Source organism: Sphingomonas sp. Sphisp66 (assembly GCF_047324325.1).
Lineage (GTDB): Bacteria > Pseudomonadota > Alphaproteobacteria > Sphingomonadales > Sphingomonadaceae > Sphingomonas.
The window spans coordinates 57,781-76,413 of record NZ_CP168508.1; the positions used below are offsets into that span (position 1 = coordinate 57,781).

Below are 18,633 nucleotides of genomic sequence, written 5' to 3' on the forward strand. Positions count from 1 at the left end.
TTAGGCGCGCGCATGCCCATGCGCCAGTTCTTCGATCAGCCGGGCGACCAGTTCCTCGGTACCCATCGCCCGCACGCGCGCCACTCCGGTGCCGGCCCAGAGCGGCGAATAATCGCCGCGGCCATCGGCCTCCGCATGCGCGCGCAGTGGCGCCAGCGCATTGGAGCCATAGGGAAAGGCGGGCACTTCGTCGCGGATTGCCCCCAGGTCGTGCATCAGCCGGTTCTCGATCCCCTGCGCCTCGCGTCCGGAGAAGAGATTGGTGAAGCGGGTCGCCGCCTCGGTGCCGAGCAGCGCGCGGAACGGCGCCGAGATGCTGCTTTCCGGCGTGGCGAGGAAGGCGGTGCCGATCTGGACCGCGCGCGCGCCTGCTGCCAGCGCCCGGACGATGTCCGCGCCATCGACGATCCCGCCGGCGGCGATCACCGGCACCGGGATCTTTTCGACGAGCAGCTCAGCCAGCGGCGTCGGTGCGTGCCGGTTGCCCAGGAACCAGCCCGAATGTCCGCCCGCCTCGGCGCCCTGCGCGATCACCGCATCGACGCCGCGCCGGGCGAGCCAGTGCATCTCTTCAGCCGTGGTCGCGTTGCCGAACACCAGCGCGCCGGTGCCGCGCACCCGCGCGAGCAGCGATTCCTCGGGCAGGCCGAAATGGAAGCTGACGATCTCGGGCCGCGCCTTTTCGACCGCTTCGCAGAGCGCCGCATCGAACGGCCGGCGCAGCGGCGGCGGCGGGCCGGGCTGCACGCCCTCCTCGGCATAATAGGGCGCGAGCAGGGCCCGCCAGGCGCTCTCGTCGGGCGCGGGCTCGGGCAGAGGGTGGCAGAAGAAATTGAGGTTGAGCGGGCCACGGACGGCGGCCCGCACCTCGGCGACCTGGCCGACGAGCTGCTCAGGCGTGAGCAGCGCGCAGGGGAGCGAGCCCACTGCGCCGCCCCGGATCGCCGCGATCGCCAGCTTCGGGCCGCCGGCGCCGGCCATGGGCGCCTGCACGATCGGGGCCGAGGCCCCGAGCGCCTGGAGGAACCCTACCACTCGCCTGTATTGGGCATCGAGGCCCAGGGCTCGGCCGGGGCGAGCGGCTCGCCCGCCTGGAGCAGCTCGATCGAGATGTTGTCGGGGGTGCGGACGAACGCCATGTGGCCGTCGCGCGGCGGGCGGTTGATCGTCACGCCGCCGTCGCGCAGGCGCTGGCAGGTCTCGTAGATATTGTCGACGCGGTAGGCGAGGTGCCCGAAATTGCGCCCGCCGGTATAGACTTCGGCGGGGCTGCCGTCCTCGGCCGGCCAGTTCCAGGTCAGCTCCACCTCGGCATCGGCGCGCTTGCCCTCGCCCTTGCTGTCCTCGTCGGCGGCGAGGAAGATCAGCGAGAACCGCCCCTTCTCGCTGTCCATCCGCCGGACCTGCTTGAGGCCGAGCAGCTCGAAAAAGGCGATGGTGGCGTCGGGATCCGTCACGCGGATCATCGTGTGGAGATAGCGCATGGGCCGCGAGATAGGGAGCGCCGGCGGCGAGCGCCACCCCTACCAAAGCCCGTCTTCTTCAGCGGGCGTGCCACGGGGGACTGTCTCGGTGAGACATCCCCCACCCCTTGCCCCTCCCCTGAAGGGGAGGGGTTTGAAGGATCATTTCTCCGTCGCGGAGAATTGCTCGAGCGCCTTGCGGGCTGAGCTGGCGATGCCCGTGCCCGGGGCCAGCTCGATCGCGCGGGTCCAGGCGGTGCGCGCGTCGGCCTCGTTGCCGCTCGCCGCGGCGATGTTGCCCGCTTCGAGCTGAACCGAGGGGTCGTCGCCCGACAGCTTCAGCGCCTGGGTGATGTCGTTCGCCGCGCGCGGCAGATCACTCGCGCGCCGCGCCAGCGTCGCCGAGAGCAGCCAGGCGAGCGGGTCCTTGTCGGCATAGGTCAGCGCCTTGTCGATATCGCTGCGCGCGGTATCCATGTCGCCGAGCGCGACCATCGCTCGTGCCCGGTCGAGATGCGCCTCGCCGAGGTCGAGCCCGGCGAGCGTGCCGGTGGCCAGCGCCGCGTCGATCGCCGCACGGCCCTTGGCAGGCTCGCCCGCCGCGATCCAGGCATTGCCGGCCGAGGCCCAGTAATTGGGCGCGCGCGGGTCCTTGCCGGTCTCCGCCTCGCGCGCGGCATCCTCGAACGCGCCTGCCGCCGCGGCCCATTTGCCCTGATTGGCATAGGCGACGCCCAGGCACTGGCGCGCCAGCACGCCGCCGCCTTCGGACCGCCATTGCACTGCATCGGTGATCGCCTTGGCCGGATCGCCGGTCGCCAGGTCCATGCACTGGGTGAAGCGCGGCGGCTCCTTGCCCGGCGCTGCGGGCGGGGTCGCGGCTGGGACGGGGACGGTCTGGAGGGCGAGGATCAGGAACGGGAGCATAGGGCGAGCACTTCCTTGAGCGCGCGCACGATCAGGGCGAGGTCCTGTTCGCGCGAGAAACGATGTTCCGCGTCCTTGACCAGCAGAGTCTGCACCATGTCTGAACGGATCGCCGCGGCGAGGCGCGGGGCATGCTCCCAGGGCACTTCCTTGTCCTTCTGGCCCTGGAGCAGCCGCACCGGCCCGCCCCAGGCGATCGGCTGGACCAGCACGCGGTTCGCCTCGCCCGATGCCCAGAAGGCACGGGTGGTGACGGTGGGCGTATCGCCATAGTCGTTGGGCTGCTCGATCCGGCCGTTCTGGAGCAGCGCCAGCTTCTGCTCCATGGTGAAGCCCCAGTCGGTGAAGTCGGGCGCGGCGGCGATGCCGACCATGCCGGCGACGACTTCCGGGCGCGCCTTGGCGATCATCGCCATGATCCAGCCGCCCATCGACGAGCCGACCAGCACCACCGGCCCCTTCACCACTTCGTCGATCATCCGCAGCGCATCGTCGCGCCAGGTCGCGAGCGTCTCGTCCTCGAAATTGCCTTCGCTCTCGCCGCAACCCGAATAGTCGAAGCGCAGGAAGGCGCGGCCATTCGCCCGGGCCCACGCCTCCAGGTGCAGCGCCTTGGTGCCGTTCATGTCCGAGGCATAGCCGCACAGGAACATCACCGTCGGGCCGGTACCCGGCGTATGGCGATAGGCGAGGGCGGGGCGCGGCGGCGCCTCGGGGGCGGCGGTCTCGGGCGTGTCGGTCATGCCCGAGCCTTAGCCATTCCGTTCGCCGGGCGGAAGCCGGAGCTAGGCCAGCCAGCCGCCGGTGAAGCCGGCCAGTTTCAGGCCCTTCCGGATCGGCGCGCAGGACCGCATCCGCTTCCAGACGAAATCGCTGCGGTAGTTCGCCGCCTGGAGCAGGATCGGGCCTTGGTCGATGCCGATATAGTCGGTGTCGTACCAGCCCTTGGCCGGATCGACGCGGCCGTTGGAAAGCTTCCTGTCGGTCCAGCGGAAGCTCGGGTTGAACGAATCGAAGAAGCCGTACTTGCCGTAGAGCAGCTCGCCATGCTCGCGGCGCATCGCCTCGGCGGCGGGGATGACGATCTCGGGCGCGAAAGGCAGCGCGCCGAGCGCTGCGGTGGGGGCGAGGGTGCCGTCGTCGCGGCCGTCTGGCTGACCCAGGGGGCCGCGCGCCGAATAGCTGAAGAACTCGGTCGGCTTGCCCTTGAACGTAATCTTGAAGTCGCCCGGGCCGTCACAGGCGGTGAGGCCCCATATGTCCTTCGACCAGCCGTCCCAGCCCTGGGGGTTGGCGATGCAATAGGCGCGGGCGGCATAGGTGGCGCGGCGGCTGTTCTCGAAATAGTCCATGCCGGCGTCGCGCATAACCGCGTCACGGATGCCGCGGAAGTCGATCCAGATCTGGCTGTACTGGTGGCCGAACAGCGGGGCGAAGGCGATGTGGCGGGTCTGGCCCTCGCCGCGCCACGAATGGGGATAGGTGGCGGTCCATACGTCCCAGCTGTCCGCCGGCAGCGCGTGCACCGGGGCGCCGAGGCCGAGGATGTAGACGAACATCCCTTCGTTGTAGCCGTTCCAGCTGCTCGGGATCAGGCCGCGCTCGGGATGCCAGCCCATCGACACCGGCTTGCGGCCGTCGGCGCGGAAGAAGTTCCAGTCGGCCCGGGCATAGAGCTTCTGCGCCAGGTCGCGGATCTCGCGCTCCTTGGCATCCGCCCGGTCATAATATTGGCCGGCGAACAGCACGCCCATCAGCAGCAGGGTGGTATCGACGCTGGAGAGCTCGGTCTTCCCGAAACGCTCGCCGCTGATCATGTCGATGAAGTGGTAGAAGAAGCCGGCATGGCCGATCCTGCCGCTCGGCTCGGGTCCCTGCGGCGCCTCCCAGAAGAAGCGCAGGGTGGTGAGGGTGAGGTCGCGTGCCTCGGCCCGGGTGATCCAGCCGCGCTCGACGCCGACCGGATAGGCAGTGAGCGCGAAGCCGACCGAGGCGATCGAGCAGAAGCTGGGCGAGGGGTAGCGATCGGGAACGAGGCCGTTGTCGCGCCGCGCCGTCTCCCAGAACCAGCGGAAGGTGCGGTATTCGATGTCCTCGTAGAAGGGCGGCAGCGTGCGGACCGCGGCGCCCTTGCCGCGCGACTGGGCCGCGGCCGCGCCGGGCAGGGCCGAAGCGGCAAGCAGCAGCGAAGACCGCGAAAGGAGCGCGCGCCGGTCGATCATGTCCAAAGCCTCATACACGAGAGAAAGCGAAGCGGTTCCACCCCCAGGATCGAAAAATTGGGGGCGGCACGCAGGGCGCCGCCCCCGAGGCGGGGTGTACCCAAAGCAGGTGGAGTCTTGGAACCGGTTACAGTCCAGGGCCAAAAAGAAACGGAGCCGCGGTCACGCATGCGCGGCTCCGTCCTGGTGAGCGGTGCGCGGCGCCGTGGTGGCGCGCATCACCAGCTCGGGGGTGAAGGTCTCGCTGTCGCGCTTGAGGTCCTTGCCTTCGAGCAGGTCGATCAGCCGGGCGACGGCGCGGGCGCCCATCTCGGCGATGTTAACGCGGACCGTGCTGAGCGAGAGATAGCGGGCGAGGGGGACGTCGTCGAAGCCGGCCACGGCGATCTGCTCGGGCACGGCGGTGCCGGCGCTGCGCAGTGTGTGGAGGCAGCCTATGGCCATCATGTCGTTGGCGGCGAACACCGCGTCGGTAAGCGTGCCGCTCGCCAGGATCGCGCGCGCGGCGGCCTCTCCGGCCTCCTCGTTGAAGTCGCCGGCGATGATGCGCGGGGGCAAGGCATGGCGAGCGCAGGCAGCGAGATAGCCCTCGGCGCGCTGGGCGGCGTCGAGATTGCCCTCGGGCCCGGCGATATGGACGATGTGGCGATAGCCATTGGCGACGAGATGCTCGACCATCGCCTCGGCACCTGCGCGATTGTCGAAGCGCAGCGCCGGGCGGCCGGCGAGCTCGGCATGGCTGTTGAGCAGCACCGAGGGGATCGCGGGCGGCAGGGCATGCTCGAGCGTCTCGGGCGCGATGTGCGGCGCCATCACCAGCAGCCCGTCGACCCGGCCGCGCATCGCGCGCAGCGCCACCGCCGCCTGGTCGCTGTCGTCATGCATGTTGGAGAGCAGCAGCAGATAGCCGCGCCGGCTGGCTTCCCGGTCCATGCCGCGCACGCATTCGGAGAAGAACTCGCCGTGCAGGTCGGGCAGGACGACGCCGATCGCATGGGCGCGGGCGAGGCTGAGGCTGCGCGCGCCGGCATGGGGGACATAGCCGAGCTCGTTCGCTGCCTTGATCACCTTCTCGCGGGTTTCGGCGCGGACATTGTCGAGGCCGTTCAGGGCGCGCGACACCGACGCGACCGAAACTTCGGCGCGGCGTGCGACATCGCGGATGGTGGCCTCGCCCATTTCTTCCCTTCTCCCCCGGTCCCCGGACATGGGAACGCATGTTTCCTGCGTTTCAGACCGCTTCGGCGATTGCAATACAAGCCGTGTCCGAGTTATGTAACCGGTTACGGTTCGTCGCGACAAGCAAAAAAGTTTCGTGGCGGATATCTGGAAGACAATGCTCGCGGGTGGTTGGCCGCGGGGTGTTCAGGAGAGGAGTAGCAATGTTCGACACCAGGATTTCGCGGCGCGCGGCTCTGATGGGAGCGGGCGCAGTCGCGGCCTGGGCTGCGAGCCCGGCGCGCGCGATGCTGCAGGCGGCGGGGCGCCTGCCGGTGCCCGCCTTCATCGATGCGCTTATCCAGAAGATGACGGTCGAGGAGAAGGCCGGCCAGCTGACCATCCTGCCCGCGGCCTGGGGCGGCGGCGTCGCCACCGCGCTCAACCCGCCGACCAACGGCCCGAGCTTCGAGGAGCAGCTGGCCGAGGTCGAGAAGGGGCGGCTGACCGGCGTGTTCAACGGCAATGGCGCCGAGATGGCGCGTCGCATGCAGACCGTGGCGATGACCAAGTCGCGCCTCAAGATCCCGCTGCTCTTCGCCGCCGACGTGATCCATGGCCACCGCACGATCTTCCCGGTGCCGGTGGGCGAGGCGGCGGCCTTCGATCCCGATCTCGCCGAGCGCACCGCGCGCATGGCCTCGTATGAAGGCGCGGCGGCAGGCATCGACTGGACCTTCGCGCCGATGGTCGACATCGCGCGCGACCAGCGCTGGGGCCGCACGATGGAAGGCGCCGGCGAGGACGTGCTGCTCGGCGAGCTGATCGCGGCGGCGCGGGTTCGCGGCTTCCAGGGCAAGGACCTGAAGGCGATCGATTCGATGCTGGCCTGCGCCAAGCATTTCGCCGCCTATGGCGCGGCCGAGGCGGGCCTCGATTACTCGACCGTCGACGTGTCCGAGCGGACGCTGCGCGAAGTCTACCTCCCGCCGTTCAAGACTGCGTTCGACGAAGGCGCGCTTTCGGCCATGGCCTCGTTCAACGAGATTTCCGGCGTGCCTTCGACCGGAAACGAATGGCTGATGCGCAAGATCCTGCGCGACGAATGGGGTTTCGAAGGCTTTGTGGTGTCCGATTACACGGGCGACATGGAGATGATCGACCATGGCTTCGCCGCGGATGCGCGCGAGGCGGCCAAGCTCGCCTTCCTGGCCGGCGTCGATATGAGCATGACCAGCGGCTATTATCGCGATCACCTGCCCGACCTTGTCGCCAAGGGCGAGGTGCCGATCAGCCTCGTCGATGAATCGGTGCGCAAGGTGCTGGCGATGAAGGCGCGGCTCGGCCTGTTCGAGGACCCGTTCCGCCGTATCGACGCCAAGCGCGAAAAGGCGCGCTCGCGCACCAAGCAGGCGATCGCGCTGTCCCGCGAGGCCGGGCGCAAGTCGATCGTGCTGCTCAAGAATGACGGTGACCTGCTGCCCTTGCCCAAGAGCGGCAAGAAGATCGCGATCATCGGCCCGTTCGCCGAAGGCAAGCACGACATCAACGGTCCTTGGGTGGTCTATGGCGACAATGCCCTGGCGATCGACCTGGCGACGGGCGTGCGCGGCGCGGTGGCCGACAAGAGTGCGGTGAGCGTGACGCTCGGCTCGAAGGTCGAAGAGCCGCTGGCCGGCGGGATCGAGGCGGCGGTGGCTGCGGCCAACGCGGCGGACGTGGTGATCCTGGCGATCGGCGAGAGCGAGAACATGTCGGGCGAGGCGCAGTCGCGCGCCGAGATCGTCATCCCCGCACCGCAGATGGCGCTGGCCGAGGCGGTGGCGAAGACCGGCAAGCCGGTCGTCGTGGTGCTCAAGAACGGCCGCGCGCTGGCGCTGGACGGCGCGGTGCTGAATGCGCCGGCGATCCTCGTCACCTGGTTCCTCGGCTCGGAAGGCGGCAACGCCACCGCCGACGTGCTGTTCGGTGATTACAGCCCGGCGGGTCGCCTGCCGTGCAGCTTCCCGCGTTCGCCGGGCCAGCAGCCCTATTACTACAACCACAAGGCGACCGGCCGCCCGAACCCGGAAGGCGCGCTGCAGCCGTACAAGGCGCATTATCGCGGCATCCCGAACTCGGCCTTGTTCCCGTTCGGGCACGGCCTGACCTATGGCAAGGTGGGCTATTCGGACCTGGCGGTGCCGGCGACGCTGCCCTGGGACGGCGAGATCACGGTGGCGGCGAAGATCACCAATTCCGGGTCGCGTGCGATCGAGGAAGTGGTGCAGCTCTATATCCGCGACCGGGTGGCGAGCGTCACCCGGCCGGTGCGCGAGCTCAAGGCCTTCCGCAAGCTGGCCCTGGCCGCCGGCGCGAGCGAGACGGTGACGTTCAAGCTCAAGCGCTCGCAGCTGCTGTTCATCGGCCGCGACGACAAGCCGACCGTCGAGCCGGGCCTGTTCGACGTCTGGATCGCGCCGTCGGCCGAGGCGGACGGCGTGCACGCGCAGTTCACGCTGGTCGCCTGATCCATTCCTCCCTCGGCAAAGCCGGGGGAGGATTTCAGGGAGCTTCCCGCTCCTCCAGGTCCTTCACGATCTTGGCATGCTCGCCCTTGCCGAGCGGGTTGAGCAGCATCAGCAGGCAGGACAGGGCGAGGAAGGCCAGCGGCACCACCGCGATGGTGAAGCGCATTGTCGCGAGCGTCGCCTCGCTCTGCCGGACATTGGCGACGAAGCCGGCCGCGTCGAATCCGGTAGCGAGCAGCGCGGTGGCGAGGCCGATCGCGATGCGCTGGAGCAGGGCGGCCATGCCGAACACCGCGCCCTCGACCCGCAGCCCGGTGGCGCGCTCGCCATATTCGACCGTGTTGGGCAGCATCGCCCAATAGGCGAAGTGCAGCCCGACGATCACTGCCTGCATCGCGACGAGGAACAGCTGCATCGGCCCCGCCTTGTCGATATGCACCATCACGAACAGGCTCAGCCCGGCCATGCAGGCGCAGGCGGCGAGGAACCACAGCCCGCGCGTGCCCAGGACGCGCTGGAGCAGCATCCATAGCGGCACCGCCGCCGCGCCGACCACGCCCATCCAGGCGAGCGCGCTCTGCCCGGCCACGTCGTCGCCGACGAAATACTTGAAATAGTACAGCACCGACTTGTTGAGGATCGTCGCCGCGACGATCATCGCCATCATCGCGAGGTTTAGGGTGACGAAGGCGCGGTTGGCGGCGAGGCTGCGCAGGCTCGCGACGATCGAGGGTGGCTGGGTGCGGAGCGGCACGACCTGCTCGCGATAGGTGGCACCGACCAGCATCAGGATCGCAGTGCCGAGGATGGCGAACAGGATCGCCGCCCAGAGATAGGCCTGGGCCGCGACCTGGCTGCCGCTGAGCAATGCGCCGAGCGGCAGCGTGCCGCGGGCGACCAGCACCGCCGCCATCGTGCCGAACAGCATCCGCATGCCGGCGAGGAAGGCGCGGTCGCGGCTGTCGCTGCTCACCCGCACGCTCATCGCCAGATAGGGAACGTTGACCGCAGCATAGGCGGTGCGGAACAGCAGATGGCCGATGAAGATCGTCGCGATGCGCCACCAGCCCGCGGCGAGCGGCGGCGCATAGGTCAGCACGAAGGCGAGGCCGAGCGGCACGCTGCCCAGCATCAGGAACCGGCCATAGCCGCGCCCGGGCTCGCGCCGGTCCGCCACGGCACCGGCGAGGAAATTGGCGAGCCCGTCCCAGACCGAGGCGATGGTGTAGACCGCTGCGGCGGTCGCCACCGGCAGGCCGAGCGCCTCGGTATAGTAGAAGAGCAGGAAGAGCATGATGCTCTGCCAGTAGAGATTGAACGCGAAGTCCCCGAAGGCGAAGAGCAGCAGCCGTGCGCGGGCGGGGGCGGCGCGGAGACGGGCGATCATGCCTTTTCCCCTAGCGCGCCGGGGCACCGCGCGTCACGGCTTATCGCACTTGCGCACTGCGACGAACGGATCATCTCGTATCCGGCACGTGCCCGCGCTGGCGGCTTGCATAACCTAACCTCGAAGTCATGTTGCGTCGCAGCAAGCTCGCGTATCTGAGCTTAGGGAGTGTTGCATCCCATGACCAAGATCGACTTGGCGATCCAGGGGGTACCTATCCGCACGCCGCTGGCCAAGGCGGCGCGGCGCAACGCCAAGATATGGCTCTGCCTGTGGCTGATGGCGGCGGACGCGGTGGCGCTGGCGTTCGGCTTCGCCGTCGCGCTGGTGGTCGAGGAGCCGCGGACCATCTCCGACGGACTGTGGACCGCGATGGCCGGCGCGCTGTTCGTCCATGCCGCCATCGCCTTCCAGAACCAGGCCTATAATCCGCGCTGCCTGACCAAGCCGAGCAAGAGCTGCCGCCAGGCGCTGCTTTCCTTCGCGACGACCTTGCTCGTCTTCCTGCTCGTCGCCTTCTCGCTCAAGGTGACCGGCAAGGTGCCGCGCTTCGCGCTCGGCATGGGCATGGTCACGGCGCTGACCCTGCTGCTCTCTCAGCGGCTGCTGATCTGCCATGTCGTCAGCAAGACCTTCGGCAAGCTGACCGCCGAGCTGGTGATCGTCGACGGCGCGAACCTGCCCGATGGCTATCTCAACCGCGAGATCGTCGACGCGCGTGCGTCGGGCCTGCGCACCGATCTCGACGATCCGTACATGCTCGACCGGCTGGGCACGGTGCTGCAGGATTACGACCGGGTGGTCATCGTCTGCACGCCCGATCACAAGGCCGAATGGGCACGCGCGCTGAAGGGCGTGAACATCGTCGGCGAGATCGTGATGCCCGAGATCGCCGAGCTCGGCCCGCTCACCACGCGGCAGCGCGACGGGGTGACCACGGTGGTCGTCTCCTGGGGGCCGCTCAACCGTGCCAACCGGGTGAAGAAGCGCGCGCTCGATCTGGCCGTCACCATCCCGGCGCTGCTGATGCTGCTGCCGGTGCTGGTGATGGTGGCGATCGCGATCAAGCTCGATTCGCCGGGACCGGTCTTCTTCCGCCAGGAGCGGATGGGGCGCGGCAACCGGATCTTCCAGATCCTCAAGTTCCGCAGCATGCGGGTGGAGACCAGCGACGCGACCGGCGCGCGCTCTGCGAGCCGTGACGACGACCGGATCACCCGGGTCGGACGCCTCATCCGGATGACCAGCATCGACGAGCTGCCCCAGCTGATCAACGTGCTGTTCGGCGAGATGAGCCTGGTCGGCCCGCGCCCGCACGCGCTGGGATCGACCGCGGGGGACGAGCTGTTCTGGCGGGTCGACCGGCAATATTGGCACCGCCACGCGCTCAAGCCCGGCATCACCGGCCTGGCCCAGATCCGCGGCTTCCGCGGCGCGACCAACACCAAGCGCGACATCCTCAACCGGCTCGAGGCGGACCTGGAATATCAGCATGGCTGGTCGCTGGTCCGCGACATCTCGATCCTGGTGCGGACCGCGCAGGTGCTGATGCATCACAACGCGTACTGAAGCGTCCTACGGCGCGGGCCGGGGCGACTCGGCAAAGTTCACTAAGTTCATGCCAGGAGCGGGTTTTCGCGGGCGCTATTTTCCCTGTTTTCCCGGGAACGGGCTGCATCCCGCAAGATCGTTGCGTGGCGGTGGTCCTATCTTTCCTACGGGGTCAAAGAGCGGCCGGGTTGTTGCCAGGCCGGGTGAGGGAAGCAGGGGGAATCCTATTTTGCAACTTCTCCCTCTCCCCGCTTGTGGGGAGAGGGGCATGACTTCGCCGCGTGCTTCGGTGTCTCTGGATTGGGACACACTGCCCCTCTCCCCGGCCCTCTCCCCTGAAGGGGAGAGGGAGAAGCGGTCAGCGCTCCCGCCCCGCCGTCGTGCGGATCTCGTCGATCGGGCTTAGCAGGTAGCTCGCCAGCGAGCGGCGGCCGGTGCGGATGTCGGCGGTTACCGCCATGCCGGGGGTGAGCGGCACGTTGGCGCCGTCGCGCCGGATCGTGGCGCGGTCCAGCGTTACGCGGGCGGTGTAGATCAGCCCCTGTTTCTCGTCCTGCACCGCGTCCGAGCTGATCTGCTCGAGCCTGCCCGGCACCGCGCCGTATCGGGTGAAGGGAAAGGCCTCGACCTTGAGCGCGACCGGCTGTCCGGTGCCGACGAAGCCGACATCCTTGTTGGCGATCGACACTTCGGCGACCAGCTTCCCGCGCGCCGGCACGATCACCATGATCGGCTTGGCCGCCTCGACCACCCCGCCGACCGTGTGCACCGCGAGCTGGGTGACGGTGCCGTCGACCGGGCTGACGAGGCGCTGGAGGCTCGAGCGTTTCGTGGCCTTGGTCAGCTCTTCCTGGCGGAGCCGGGCGTCGCTCTCTGCCTTGGCGAGGTCGGCGAGGATGCGGGCGCGCGCCTCGGCGGTCGACTGGCTCGAATTGCCGCCGGCCACCGCGATCTGCGCCTCGGCCTTGCGCGCGCGCGCAAGGCCGAGGCGCTGGCGGCGCATCTCGATCACCTTGAGCTTCGAGACATAGCCCTTAGCCAGCAGCGTCTCGTTCGCCGCGATCTGCTCGTCGAGCAGCGGGAGCGTCTCGCTGAGCTTGGCCGCCTGGATCTGCGCCTCGGCCCGGGCGGCACGCGCGGATTCGGTGTCGGCGGCACGCGTCTGGCTGCCGGCCTGGATCTCGGCGAGCTGGGCGCGGGCGAGCGCGGCCTGGGTGGCGGCGACCTCGGCCGTGGTGCCGGCGGGAGGCGTGAAGCGCAGCCCCTGGCCGTCGAGGGCGGAGAGGATCGCGCGCAGCCGCGCCGCATCGAGCTGGGCGGTCTCCAGCGCCTTGCCCGCCTGGGCGGCATCGGCATCGGAGACGGTGGGATCGAGCTCGACCAGCGGCTGGCCGGCGCGCACGCTCTGGCCGTCGCGGACCAGGATCGCGCGGACGATCCCGCCCGAGCCGGGCTGGATCAGCTTGACGTCATCGGCGGGGACCAGCCTGCCCGGCGCCGAGGCGACGACATCGACCCGGCCGAGGAACAGCCAGAGCAGGGCGACGACGAGCAGCCCGAGCAGCACCCAGGCCGTGACCCGCGCCGTCGGCGAGACCGGGCGCTCGACCACCTCCAGCGCCGCGGGGAGGAAGTCGGTTTCCTCGGTGCGCAAAACCGAGCGCGAGCGCGCCCGCTCATTGTCGAGCGCGTCGCGCACCGCGGTCCAGTGCCGGGTGACCGCGTTCATGCCGCCGCCCCCGCCTGCACGCCGATCTGGCGATGATGGAGCGCGGCATAGCGCCCGCCGAGATGGAGCAGCTCTTCGTGCGTGCCGCTCTCGACGATATGGCCCCTGTCCATCGTCAGGATACGGTCGCACTGGCGGATCGCGGAGAGGCGGTGGGCGATGATCAGCACGGTACGGCCGGCGGCGATCGCCTTGAGATTGCGCTGAACGATCTCCTCGCTCTCGGCATCGAGCGCGCTGGTCGCCTCGTCGAGGATCAGGATGCGCGGGTTGGTGATCAGCGCGCGGGCGATGGCGAGGCGCTGGCGCTGGCCGCCCGAGAAATTGACGCCGCGCTCCTCGACGATCGTGTCATAGCCCTGAGGCAGCGCGAGGATGAAGTCGTGTGCGCCGGCGAGGCGGGCGGCGGTCATCACCCGCTCGATCGGCATGGCCGGATCGGCGAGTGCGATATTCTCGCGGATCGAGCGGTTGAACAGGATGTTCTCCTGCAGCACCACGCCGATCTGGCGGCGGAGCCAGGCGGGATCGATCTGGGCGATGTCGACGCCATCGACCAGCACCCGGCCGGCGGCAGGAAGGTAGAGCCGTTGGAGCAGCTTGGTCAGGGTCGACTTGCCCGAACCCGAGGCGCCGGCGATGCCGAGCGTGGTGCCGGCGGGCAGGTCGAGGCTGATCTCATCGAGCGTCCAGGGGCCGTCTGCGGCATAGCGGAAGCGGACATTCTCGAAGCGGACATGGCCGGCGAGCGCGGGGAGCGTGGTGCGCGATCCGGCGCCGGGCTCGGTACCGGTGTTGAGGATGTCGCCCATCCGCTGGACCGAGAGGCGGACCTGCTGGAAGTCCTGCCAGAGCTGCGCCATGCGGATGACGGGGCCGGAGACGCGCTGGGCGAACATGTTGAACGCGACCAGCCCGCCCACGGTGAGCGTGCCGGCGATCACCGCCTGGGCGCCGAAGAACAGGATCGCGGCGAGGCTGAGCTTGGAGATCAGCTGGACCGCCTGGCTGCCCGAATTGCCGAGGTTGATCACCCGCTGGTTGGCGGCGCTGTAGGCGGCGAGCTGGCGCTCCCAGCGATCCTGCCATTGCGGCTCGACCGCGGCGGCCTTGAGCGTCTGCATGCCCGAGACGCTCTCGACCAGCAGCGCATTGTTGGCGGCGCCGCGGGCGAACTTCTCGTCGAGGCGGCGGCGCAAGGGGCCGGTGACGGCGAGCGAGACGATCACATAGGCGGGCAAGGTGAGCGCGACGATCACGAACAGCGTCGGCGAATAGAGCCACATCGCGACGAGGAAGACGATCGTGAACAGCGGATCGACCAGCACGGTGAGCGAGGCATTGGTCATGAACTCGCGGACCGTCTCCAGCTCGCGGACGCGGGTGACGGTGTCGCCGACGCGGCGGTTCTCGAAATAGGCGAGTGGCAGGCGGAGCAGGTGGCGGAAGAGCCGGCTGCCCAGCTCGACGTCGAGCTTCTGGCTGGTCTCCGAATAGAGCCGCGTGCGCAGCCAGCCGAACGCGACTTCCCAGAGCGAGACCAGCACCAGCCCGAGCGCGAGCACCTGAAGCGTGGCGAGGCTGTTGTGCGCGAGGGCCTTGTCGACGACGTTCTGGAAGAAGAGCGGGGCGGCGAGGCCGAGCAGGTTGAGCGCCAGGGTGATCAGCAGCACCTCGCCGATCAGCCGGCGATATTTGACGATCTGGGGGATGAACCAGGTGAAGTCGAAGCGCTGGGCGGCGACCTGGGCGGAATCGCGGGTGGTGACGAGGAGCAGCTGGCCCGACCAGCGCGCCTCGAGCGCGGCGCGATCCCAGCGCTCGATCTCGGCGCCGGGGCGCTGGACCGCGACGGCATCCTCGCCGACCCGGCCGATGACGAACCAGCCCTCCGCGCCGCTGGCCAGCACCGGCAGCGGCAGGCGGCGGAGGCGTTCGAAATCGCCTCGGGTGGCGCGGGCGCGGACGCCGGGGATGCGCCGGGCGAGGCGAAGCAGGTCGTCGGTACCCGCCGGATCGGCATGGCCGAGATCGTGGCGCAGCTCGGCCGGATCGGCGGCGACGCGGTGCATCGCGAGGATCAGCGCGAGGGCGGCGAGCCCGTTGTCCGGCGCGGGGTTGTGCGGCTCGAAGCTCAGGTCCTGCTGCACGGGCGCCTCTTCCTATCGACGGGCCCCCTGAGTGATCTCGATATCCAATCTATCCTCCCCCGCCAGGGGGAGGTGGCGCGCATAGCGCGACGGAGGGGGAGGCAAGCGAAGTCGATAGTTGGTCGCCTACCTCCCCCTCCACCGGCTTCGCTGGTCCCCCTCCCCCTGGCGGGGGAGGATAAGGTCAAGGCATGCTGGCGCTGAATGTCGGACCGCCCTAGCCGGTGACCATCTGCGGGGTGCGGCAGGCCAGCGCGGTGGCGAAGGCCTCGGCGCGGCTGGTGGCGCGCAGCAGGCCGGCATAGTCGCCGGTCCACTGGTCGGCGAAGCCGGCGACCTTGCCATAGCTGTTGTCGAGCAGCACATGCGGGATATCGAGCAGCAGCGAGAGGATGTGCGCGTGGAGCCGGTCGGTGACGACCAGCTCGCCCGAGGACAGCATCGCCAGCCCGCGCTGGAAGCGCCATTCGGCAAGGCGGCGCTGGCGGGCGAGGCGCTGGGCCATCGGATCGCGGGTGACCAGCCGGCCGAGCTTGAGCGAGAGGCGGAGGAAGCGCTTCTGGGCGCCGTCCTCCTCCAGCCAGTCGTCGACGGCCACCCCGGCGGGCACCGCGGCATCGTCGGCGGAGCGCTCATGATCGGTGCGCAGCAGCGCGAAGACCGGCACGGTGGCGGGGCCGCGCTGCTGGCGGCCGAGCATCAGCGCGGCATCGGGGCAGAGATGGATCTCGCAGTCGAAATGTTCGCGGGCAAAGGCGAGCGAGCGGGCATCGCGGACGAGCAGGGTGAAGGCGCCGTGATCGCGGATCGCCTCGGCCATCTCCTTCGCCGCGGCGGGGTCGGCATAGTGGATCGACTCGGGCATCTGGACGATCGGCCGGCCGCGATGGGTGCGCAACAGGTGCAGGCGGAAGGCTTCGTGCTTGGGCCAGAGCGTGCCCATGTTGCCGCCGCCATGGATCAGGATCGTGCCGTCATTGCCGATCGCGGCGCGGCAGGCCTGGTCGTCGAAATCGGCGATCGCGGAATAATAAGCGGGCAACCGGCCGCGCTGGCGCAGATAGGCCATCTCGCCCAGCCAGATGGCCGAATCGCCGACATTGGAGTGATCGGGGAAGTCGACCAAAGCGAGCTTGCCCGGGGGCAGTACGGAATCGAGGACCTGGGCGAAACGCTGGGCGAGTTCGCCGACAAGCTGGTCGGCGGTCTTGATGGTCATATCCGGCCCTTTCTGAGGCGTCTGGACAGGGTCAGGAGGCGGCCGCGCCACGGCCGCGAGATGGCGAGCAGCACGATCCCGTAGAAAAGCGCGCCCGATCCGCTGAGCAGGAGCAGCACGCTCCAGCCCGAGAGATGGGTGTCGAGCAGCCGCATCGCGACCGCCAGCGCCACGCCCATCAGCGTCGAGGCGACGAGCGGGGCGCCGACCGCGCGCCAGGTATCGACCGGACGGATGCCCGAGGCGCGGCGGAGCAGCAGGATCTGCATCGGCAGGGTCAGGTACGCGCGCCCGACATAGGAGATGGCGACGGCGAGCAGGCCGTAGGGCAGCGCCGCCAGCGTCAGGATCACGCCGAGGACGAGCTGGGTGGTCGACAGCGACATCAGGCTGCGCGAGGCGCCGAGGACGCTGAGCGAGGGCGAGGCGAAGAAGTTGAGCGTGAAGGGCACGGCCATGAACGCGAAGATCTGGGCGAGTTGCCCGGCCTCGTCCCATTTCGCGCCGAACACGGTGGGGATTGCGACGGGCGCCAGCGCGCCGAAGCCGACCAGGGCCGGAAAGGAGATCGCCGAGGCCTGGGCGATCATCCAGCGATAGGCCTGGCGCAGCTCGGCGGGCTCGTCCTTGACCCGGGCGAGGGTCTGCACCGCGACCTGGGTGAAGGGCTGGATCGCGCCACGGCCGATCAGCTCGACGGTGCGCCAGGCGGTACGGTAGACGCCGACCGCGGCGAGGCCGATGCCCGCGCCGATCGCCATCTCCTGCACGCGCACGGTCGCGAGGAAGACCAGCTGGACATAGATCAGGCTGGCGTTGAGCATCAGATTACCGCGCAGGATCGGCATCTCGAACTTCCAGCCCGGCTTCCAGTCATAGGAGGCGCGCGACAGGAACACGCCGGCGATCTCGGTGACGAGGCGCTGGATGACCAGGCTCCACAGCCCGAGCCCGGCAAAGGCGGCGACCACCGCGCAGGTGCCGCCGATCAGCCCGCCGACGACCGAGCGCAACGCAGTGGTGCGGTGGCCGAACTCGCGCAGGCGCAGCGCAAGGTGGGTGCCGCCGAACGAGGAGATCGGCAGCACCAGGCTCATCACCGCGAGCGGCAGGGCGATGGCCGGCGCGCCCATCAGGTCGGCGATCGGCTGGGCGAGCGCGACGATCAGCGCGGCAGAGAGGAAGGAGAAGCCCTGCTGCGAGCGATAGATGGTGTCGAGGAACTGGGGGGTGAGCTCGCGCTTGCGGGCGATCGTCTGGACCAGCCCGGCAGTGGCGATGATGCGGAAGGCCTCGGCGGTCACCGCCATCACTGCGAACGCGCCGATGTCCGCGCGGGTGAGCAGGCGCGCGAGGATGACGAAGACGATGAAGGAGAAGAGCTGGTCCGACAGGAAGCGCGTGATCGTCCAGCCGATCGAGCTGCGGCTGCGCGCGCGCAGGCCGTCGTCGAAGCGCGCGGGAGTCTCAGCGTTCAAGCAGGCGCCTCGCTTTCAGCATGCGCATCCGCGTGCGCTCGATATGGCGCCAGGCCTTCTGCTTGACCGAATGATAGAGCGGGTCGCTCTTCGGGCCGAAGCGCGAAGGGCCGATATCGGAGACGATCGCCGCCTCGAGGATCGGCGCGGGGAACAGCGCGAGATTGGGCAGGCCGTGCGCCCAACTGCGGTCCATCTCGTCGTCGATCGGCCGGCGGACGGTGCGGCAATGCGCGACCAGCCGGCGCGCGCCCTCGAGCGTGATCGCATAGCCCTGGGTGCCATAGGCGGGGCCGACCAGCTCGACGATGGTGCGCGAGTGCTGGAGGAAGTCCTGCTTCACCACGCGCTGCCAGGTCGGGCGCTTGGCGTAGAGGCGCAGATAGTCGATGCCCTGGGCGTGGAGATCGGTGGCGGCGAGCGGCTCGAGATAGGCCCAGTCGACCAGCGTATCGTCCTCGAGCACGATCGCCTGGGGCACGCCGAGCGCGACCATGTCGCGCCAGATCGAGAAATGGCTGGCATAGCAGCCGATCTCGCCCTTGCTCATCGCCCGGCCCTTGTTGCGGCGGATCGCGGGCTCGTCGATCGTCATGCCCTGGGCAGGACCCGTGCACGCGTCGAAGAAGCGCCAGGCGAGCGACGTGCCCGCCGCACGCGCAGCAAATGCCGCCCGACGGGCGGTGGCGGTTTCGAGCGAGACCACCGTGATGTCGGTGGCGATGCTCGATTCGGGGCCCGATTCGGGCTGGAATTCACGCACGGGTACACGCCTCCTGCTCACGGTCACTGCATCGCTTGTGCGGTGCAACAACAACGATTGGTCCGGCGTGATCCTT

General features: G+C 69.2%; 14 protein-coding genes. 2 read left to right on the forward strand and 12 right to left on the reverse strand.

The features are described 5' to 3' along the window. From ACEN8G_RS00285 to ACEN8G_RS00310, 6 genes are all read right to left on the reverse strand, one after another. Positions 1–1,035 (reverse strand): NAD(P)H-dependent flavin oxidoreductase, encoded by a 1,035-nt coding sequence (locus ACEN8G_RS00285; RefSeq protein ID WP_413415691.1) that lies wholly within the window; start codon positions 1,033–1,035, stop codon positions 1–3. Further along, complete coding sequence (locus tag ACEN8G_RS00290; protein ID WP_413415690.1) at positions 1,029–1,484, reverse strand: VOC family protein; 456 nt, start codon at positions 1,482–1,484, stop codon at positions 1,029–1,031. Before ACEN8G_RS00290 ends, ACEN8G_RS00285 begins: the two co-directional genes overlap by 7 nt. A 141-nt stretch (positions 1,485–1,625) precedes the next feature. Then, complete coding sequence (locus ACEN8G_RS00295) at positions 1,626–2,390, reverse strand: tetratricopeptide repeat protein (RefSeq protein WP_413415689.1); 765 nt, start codon at positions 2,388–2,390, stop codon at positions 1,626–1,628. Then, entirely contained in the window at positions 2,375–3,133 is a 759-nt protein-coding gene (locus ACEN8G_RS00300) for an alpha/beta hydrolase (RefSeq protein ID WP_413415688.1), read from the reverse strand. The genes ACEN8G_RS00295 and ACEN8G_RS00300 overlap by 16 nt, the downstream gene beginning before the upstream one ends. A gap of 42 nt (positions 3,134–3,175) precedes the next feature. Beyond that, complete coding sequence (locus ACEN8G_RS00305; RefSeq protein WP_413415686.1) at positions 3,176–4,612, reverse strand: glucoamylase family protein; 1,437 nt, start codon at positions 4,610–4,612, stop codon at positions 3,176–3,178. Between the two features lie 162 nt (positions 4,613–4,774). Then, the gene (locus ACEN8G_RS00310) at positions 4,775–5,791 is read right to left on the reverse strand and encodes a LacI family DNA-binding transcriptional regulator (protein WP_413415685.1); all 1,017 of its coding nucleotides are present in this window, start codon (positions 5,789–5,791) and stop codon (positions 4,775–4,777) included. 203 nt (positions 5,792–5,994) lie between these two features. Between ACEN8G_RS00310 and ACEN8G_RS00315 the strand changes: the two genes are divergently transcribed. Beyond that, on the forward strand, positions 5,995–8,280 hold the full coding sequence (locus tag ACEN8G_RS00315; protein ID WP_413415684.1) for a glycoside hydrolase family 3 N-terminal domain-containing protein: 2,286 nt from the start codon (positions 5,995–5,997) through the stop codon (positions 8,278–8,280). Positions 8,281–8,314: 34 nt separating this feature from the next. Here the strand turns inward: ACEN8G_RS00315 and ACEN8G_RS00320 are convergent, their stop codons facing one another. After that, entirely contained in the window at positions 8,315–9,667 is a 1,353-nt protein-coding gene (locus tag ACEN8G_RS00320) for an MFS transporter (protein WP_413415683.1), read from the reverse strand. A gap of 180 nt (positions 9,668–9,847) precedes the next feature. Here ACEN8G_RS00320 and ACEN8G_RS00325 point away from each other — a divergent pair, with 180 nt between their 5' ends. Next, positions 9,848–11,236, forward strand: coding sequence for an exopolysaccharide biosynthesis polyprenyl glycosylphosphotransferase (locus ACEN8G_RS00325; protein WP_413415681.1), 1,389 nt, complete (start codon positions 9,848–9,850; stop codon positions 11,234–11,236). Between the two features lie 340 nt (positions 11,237–11,576). Here ACEN8G_RS00325 and ACEN8G_RS00330 read toward each other — a convergent pair whose 3' ends face one another. The 5 genes from ACEN8G_RS00330 to ACEN8G_RS00350 all read right to left on the reverse strand — a co-directional run bounded on the left by ACEN8G_RS00330 (position 11,577) and on the right by ACEN8G_RS00350 (position 18,557). Then, the gene (locus tag ACEN8G_RS00330; protein WP_413740706.1) at positions 11,577–12,947 is read right to left on the reverse strand and encodes an HlyD family type I secretion periplasmic adaptor subunit; all 1,371 of its coding nucleotides are present in this window, start codon (positions 12,945–12,947) and stop codon (positions 11,577–11,579) included. Further along, positions 12,944–15,097, reverse strand: a complete 2,154-nt coding sequence (locus ACEN8G_RS00335; RefSeq protein ID WP_413415679.1) for a type I secretion system permease/ATPase — start codon at positions 15,095–15,097, stop codon at positions 12,944–12,946. The genes ACEN8G_RS00330 and ACEN8G_RS00335 overlap by 4 nt, the downstream gene beginning before the upstream one ends. Positions 15,098–15,314: 217 nt before the next feature. Further along, positions 15,315–16,316: a polysaccharide pyruvyl transferase family protein gene (locus ACEN8G_RS00340; protein ID WP_413415678.1), complete on the reverse strand. Its 1,002-nt coding sequence runs from the start codon at positions 16,314–16,316 to the stop codon at positions 15,315–15,317. Next, positions 16,313–17,794: a lipopolysaccharide biosynthesis protein gene (locus tag ACEN8G_RS00345; RefSeq protein ID WP_413415677.1), complete on the reverse strand. Its 1,482-nt coding sequence runs from the start codon at positions 17,792–17,794 to the stop codon at positions 16,313–16,315. Before ACEN8G_RS00345 ends, ACEN8G_RS00340 begins: the two co-directional genes overlap by 4 nt. After that, positions 17,784–18,557 carry a glycosyltransferase family 25 protein gene (locus tag ACEN8G_RS00350; protein ID WP_413415676.1) on the reverse strand — a complete coding sequence of 258 codons (774 nt, stop codon included), beginning with the start codon at positions 18,555–18,557 and terminating at the stop codon, positions 17,784–17,786. The genes ACEN8G_RS00345 and ACEN8G_RS00350 overlap by 11 nt, the downstream gene beginning before the upstream one ends. Positions 18,558–18,633: the final 76 nt, after the last annotated feature.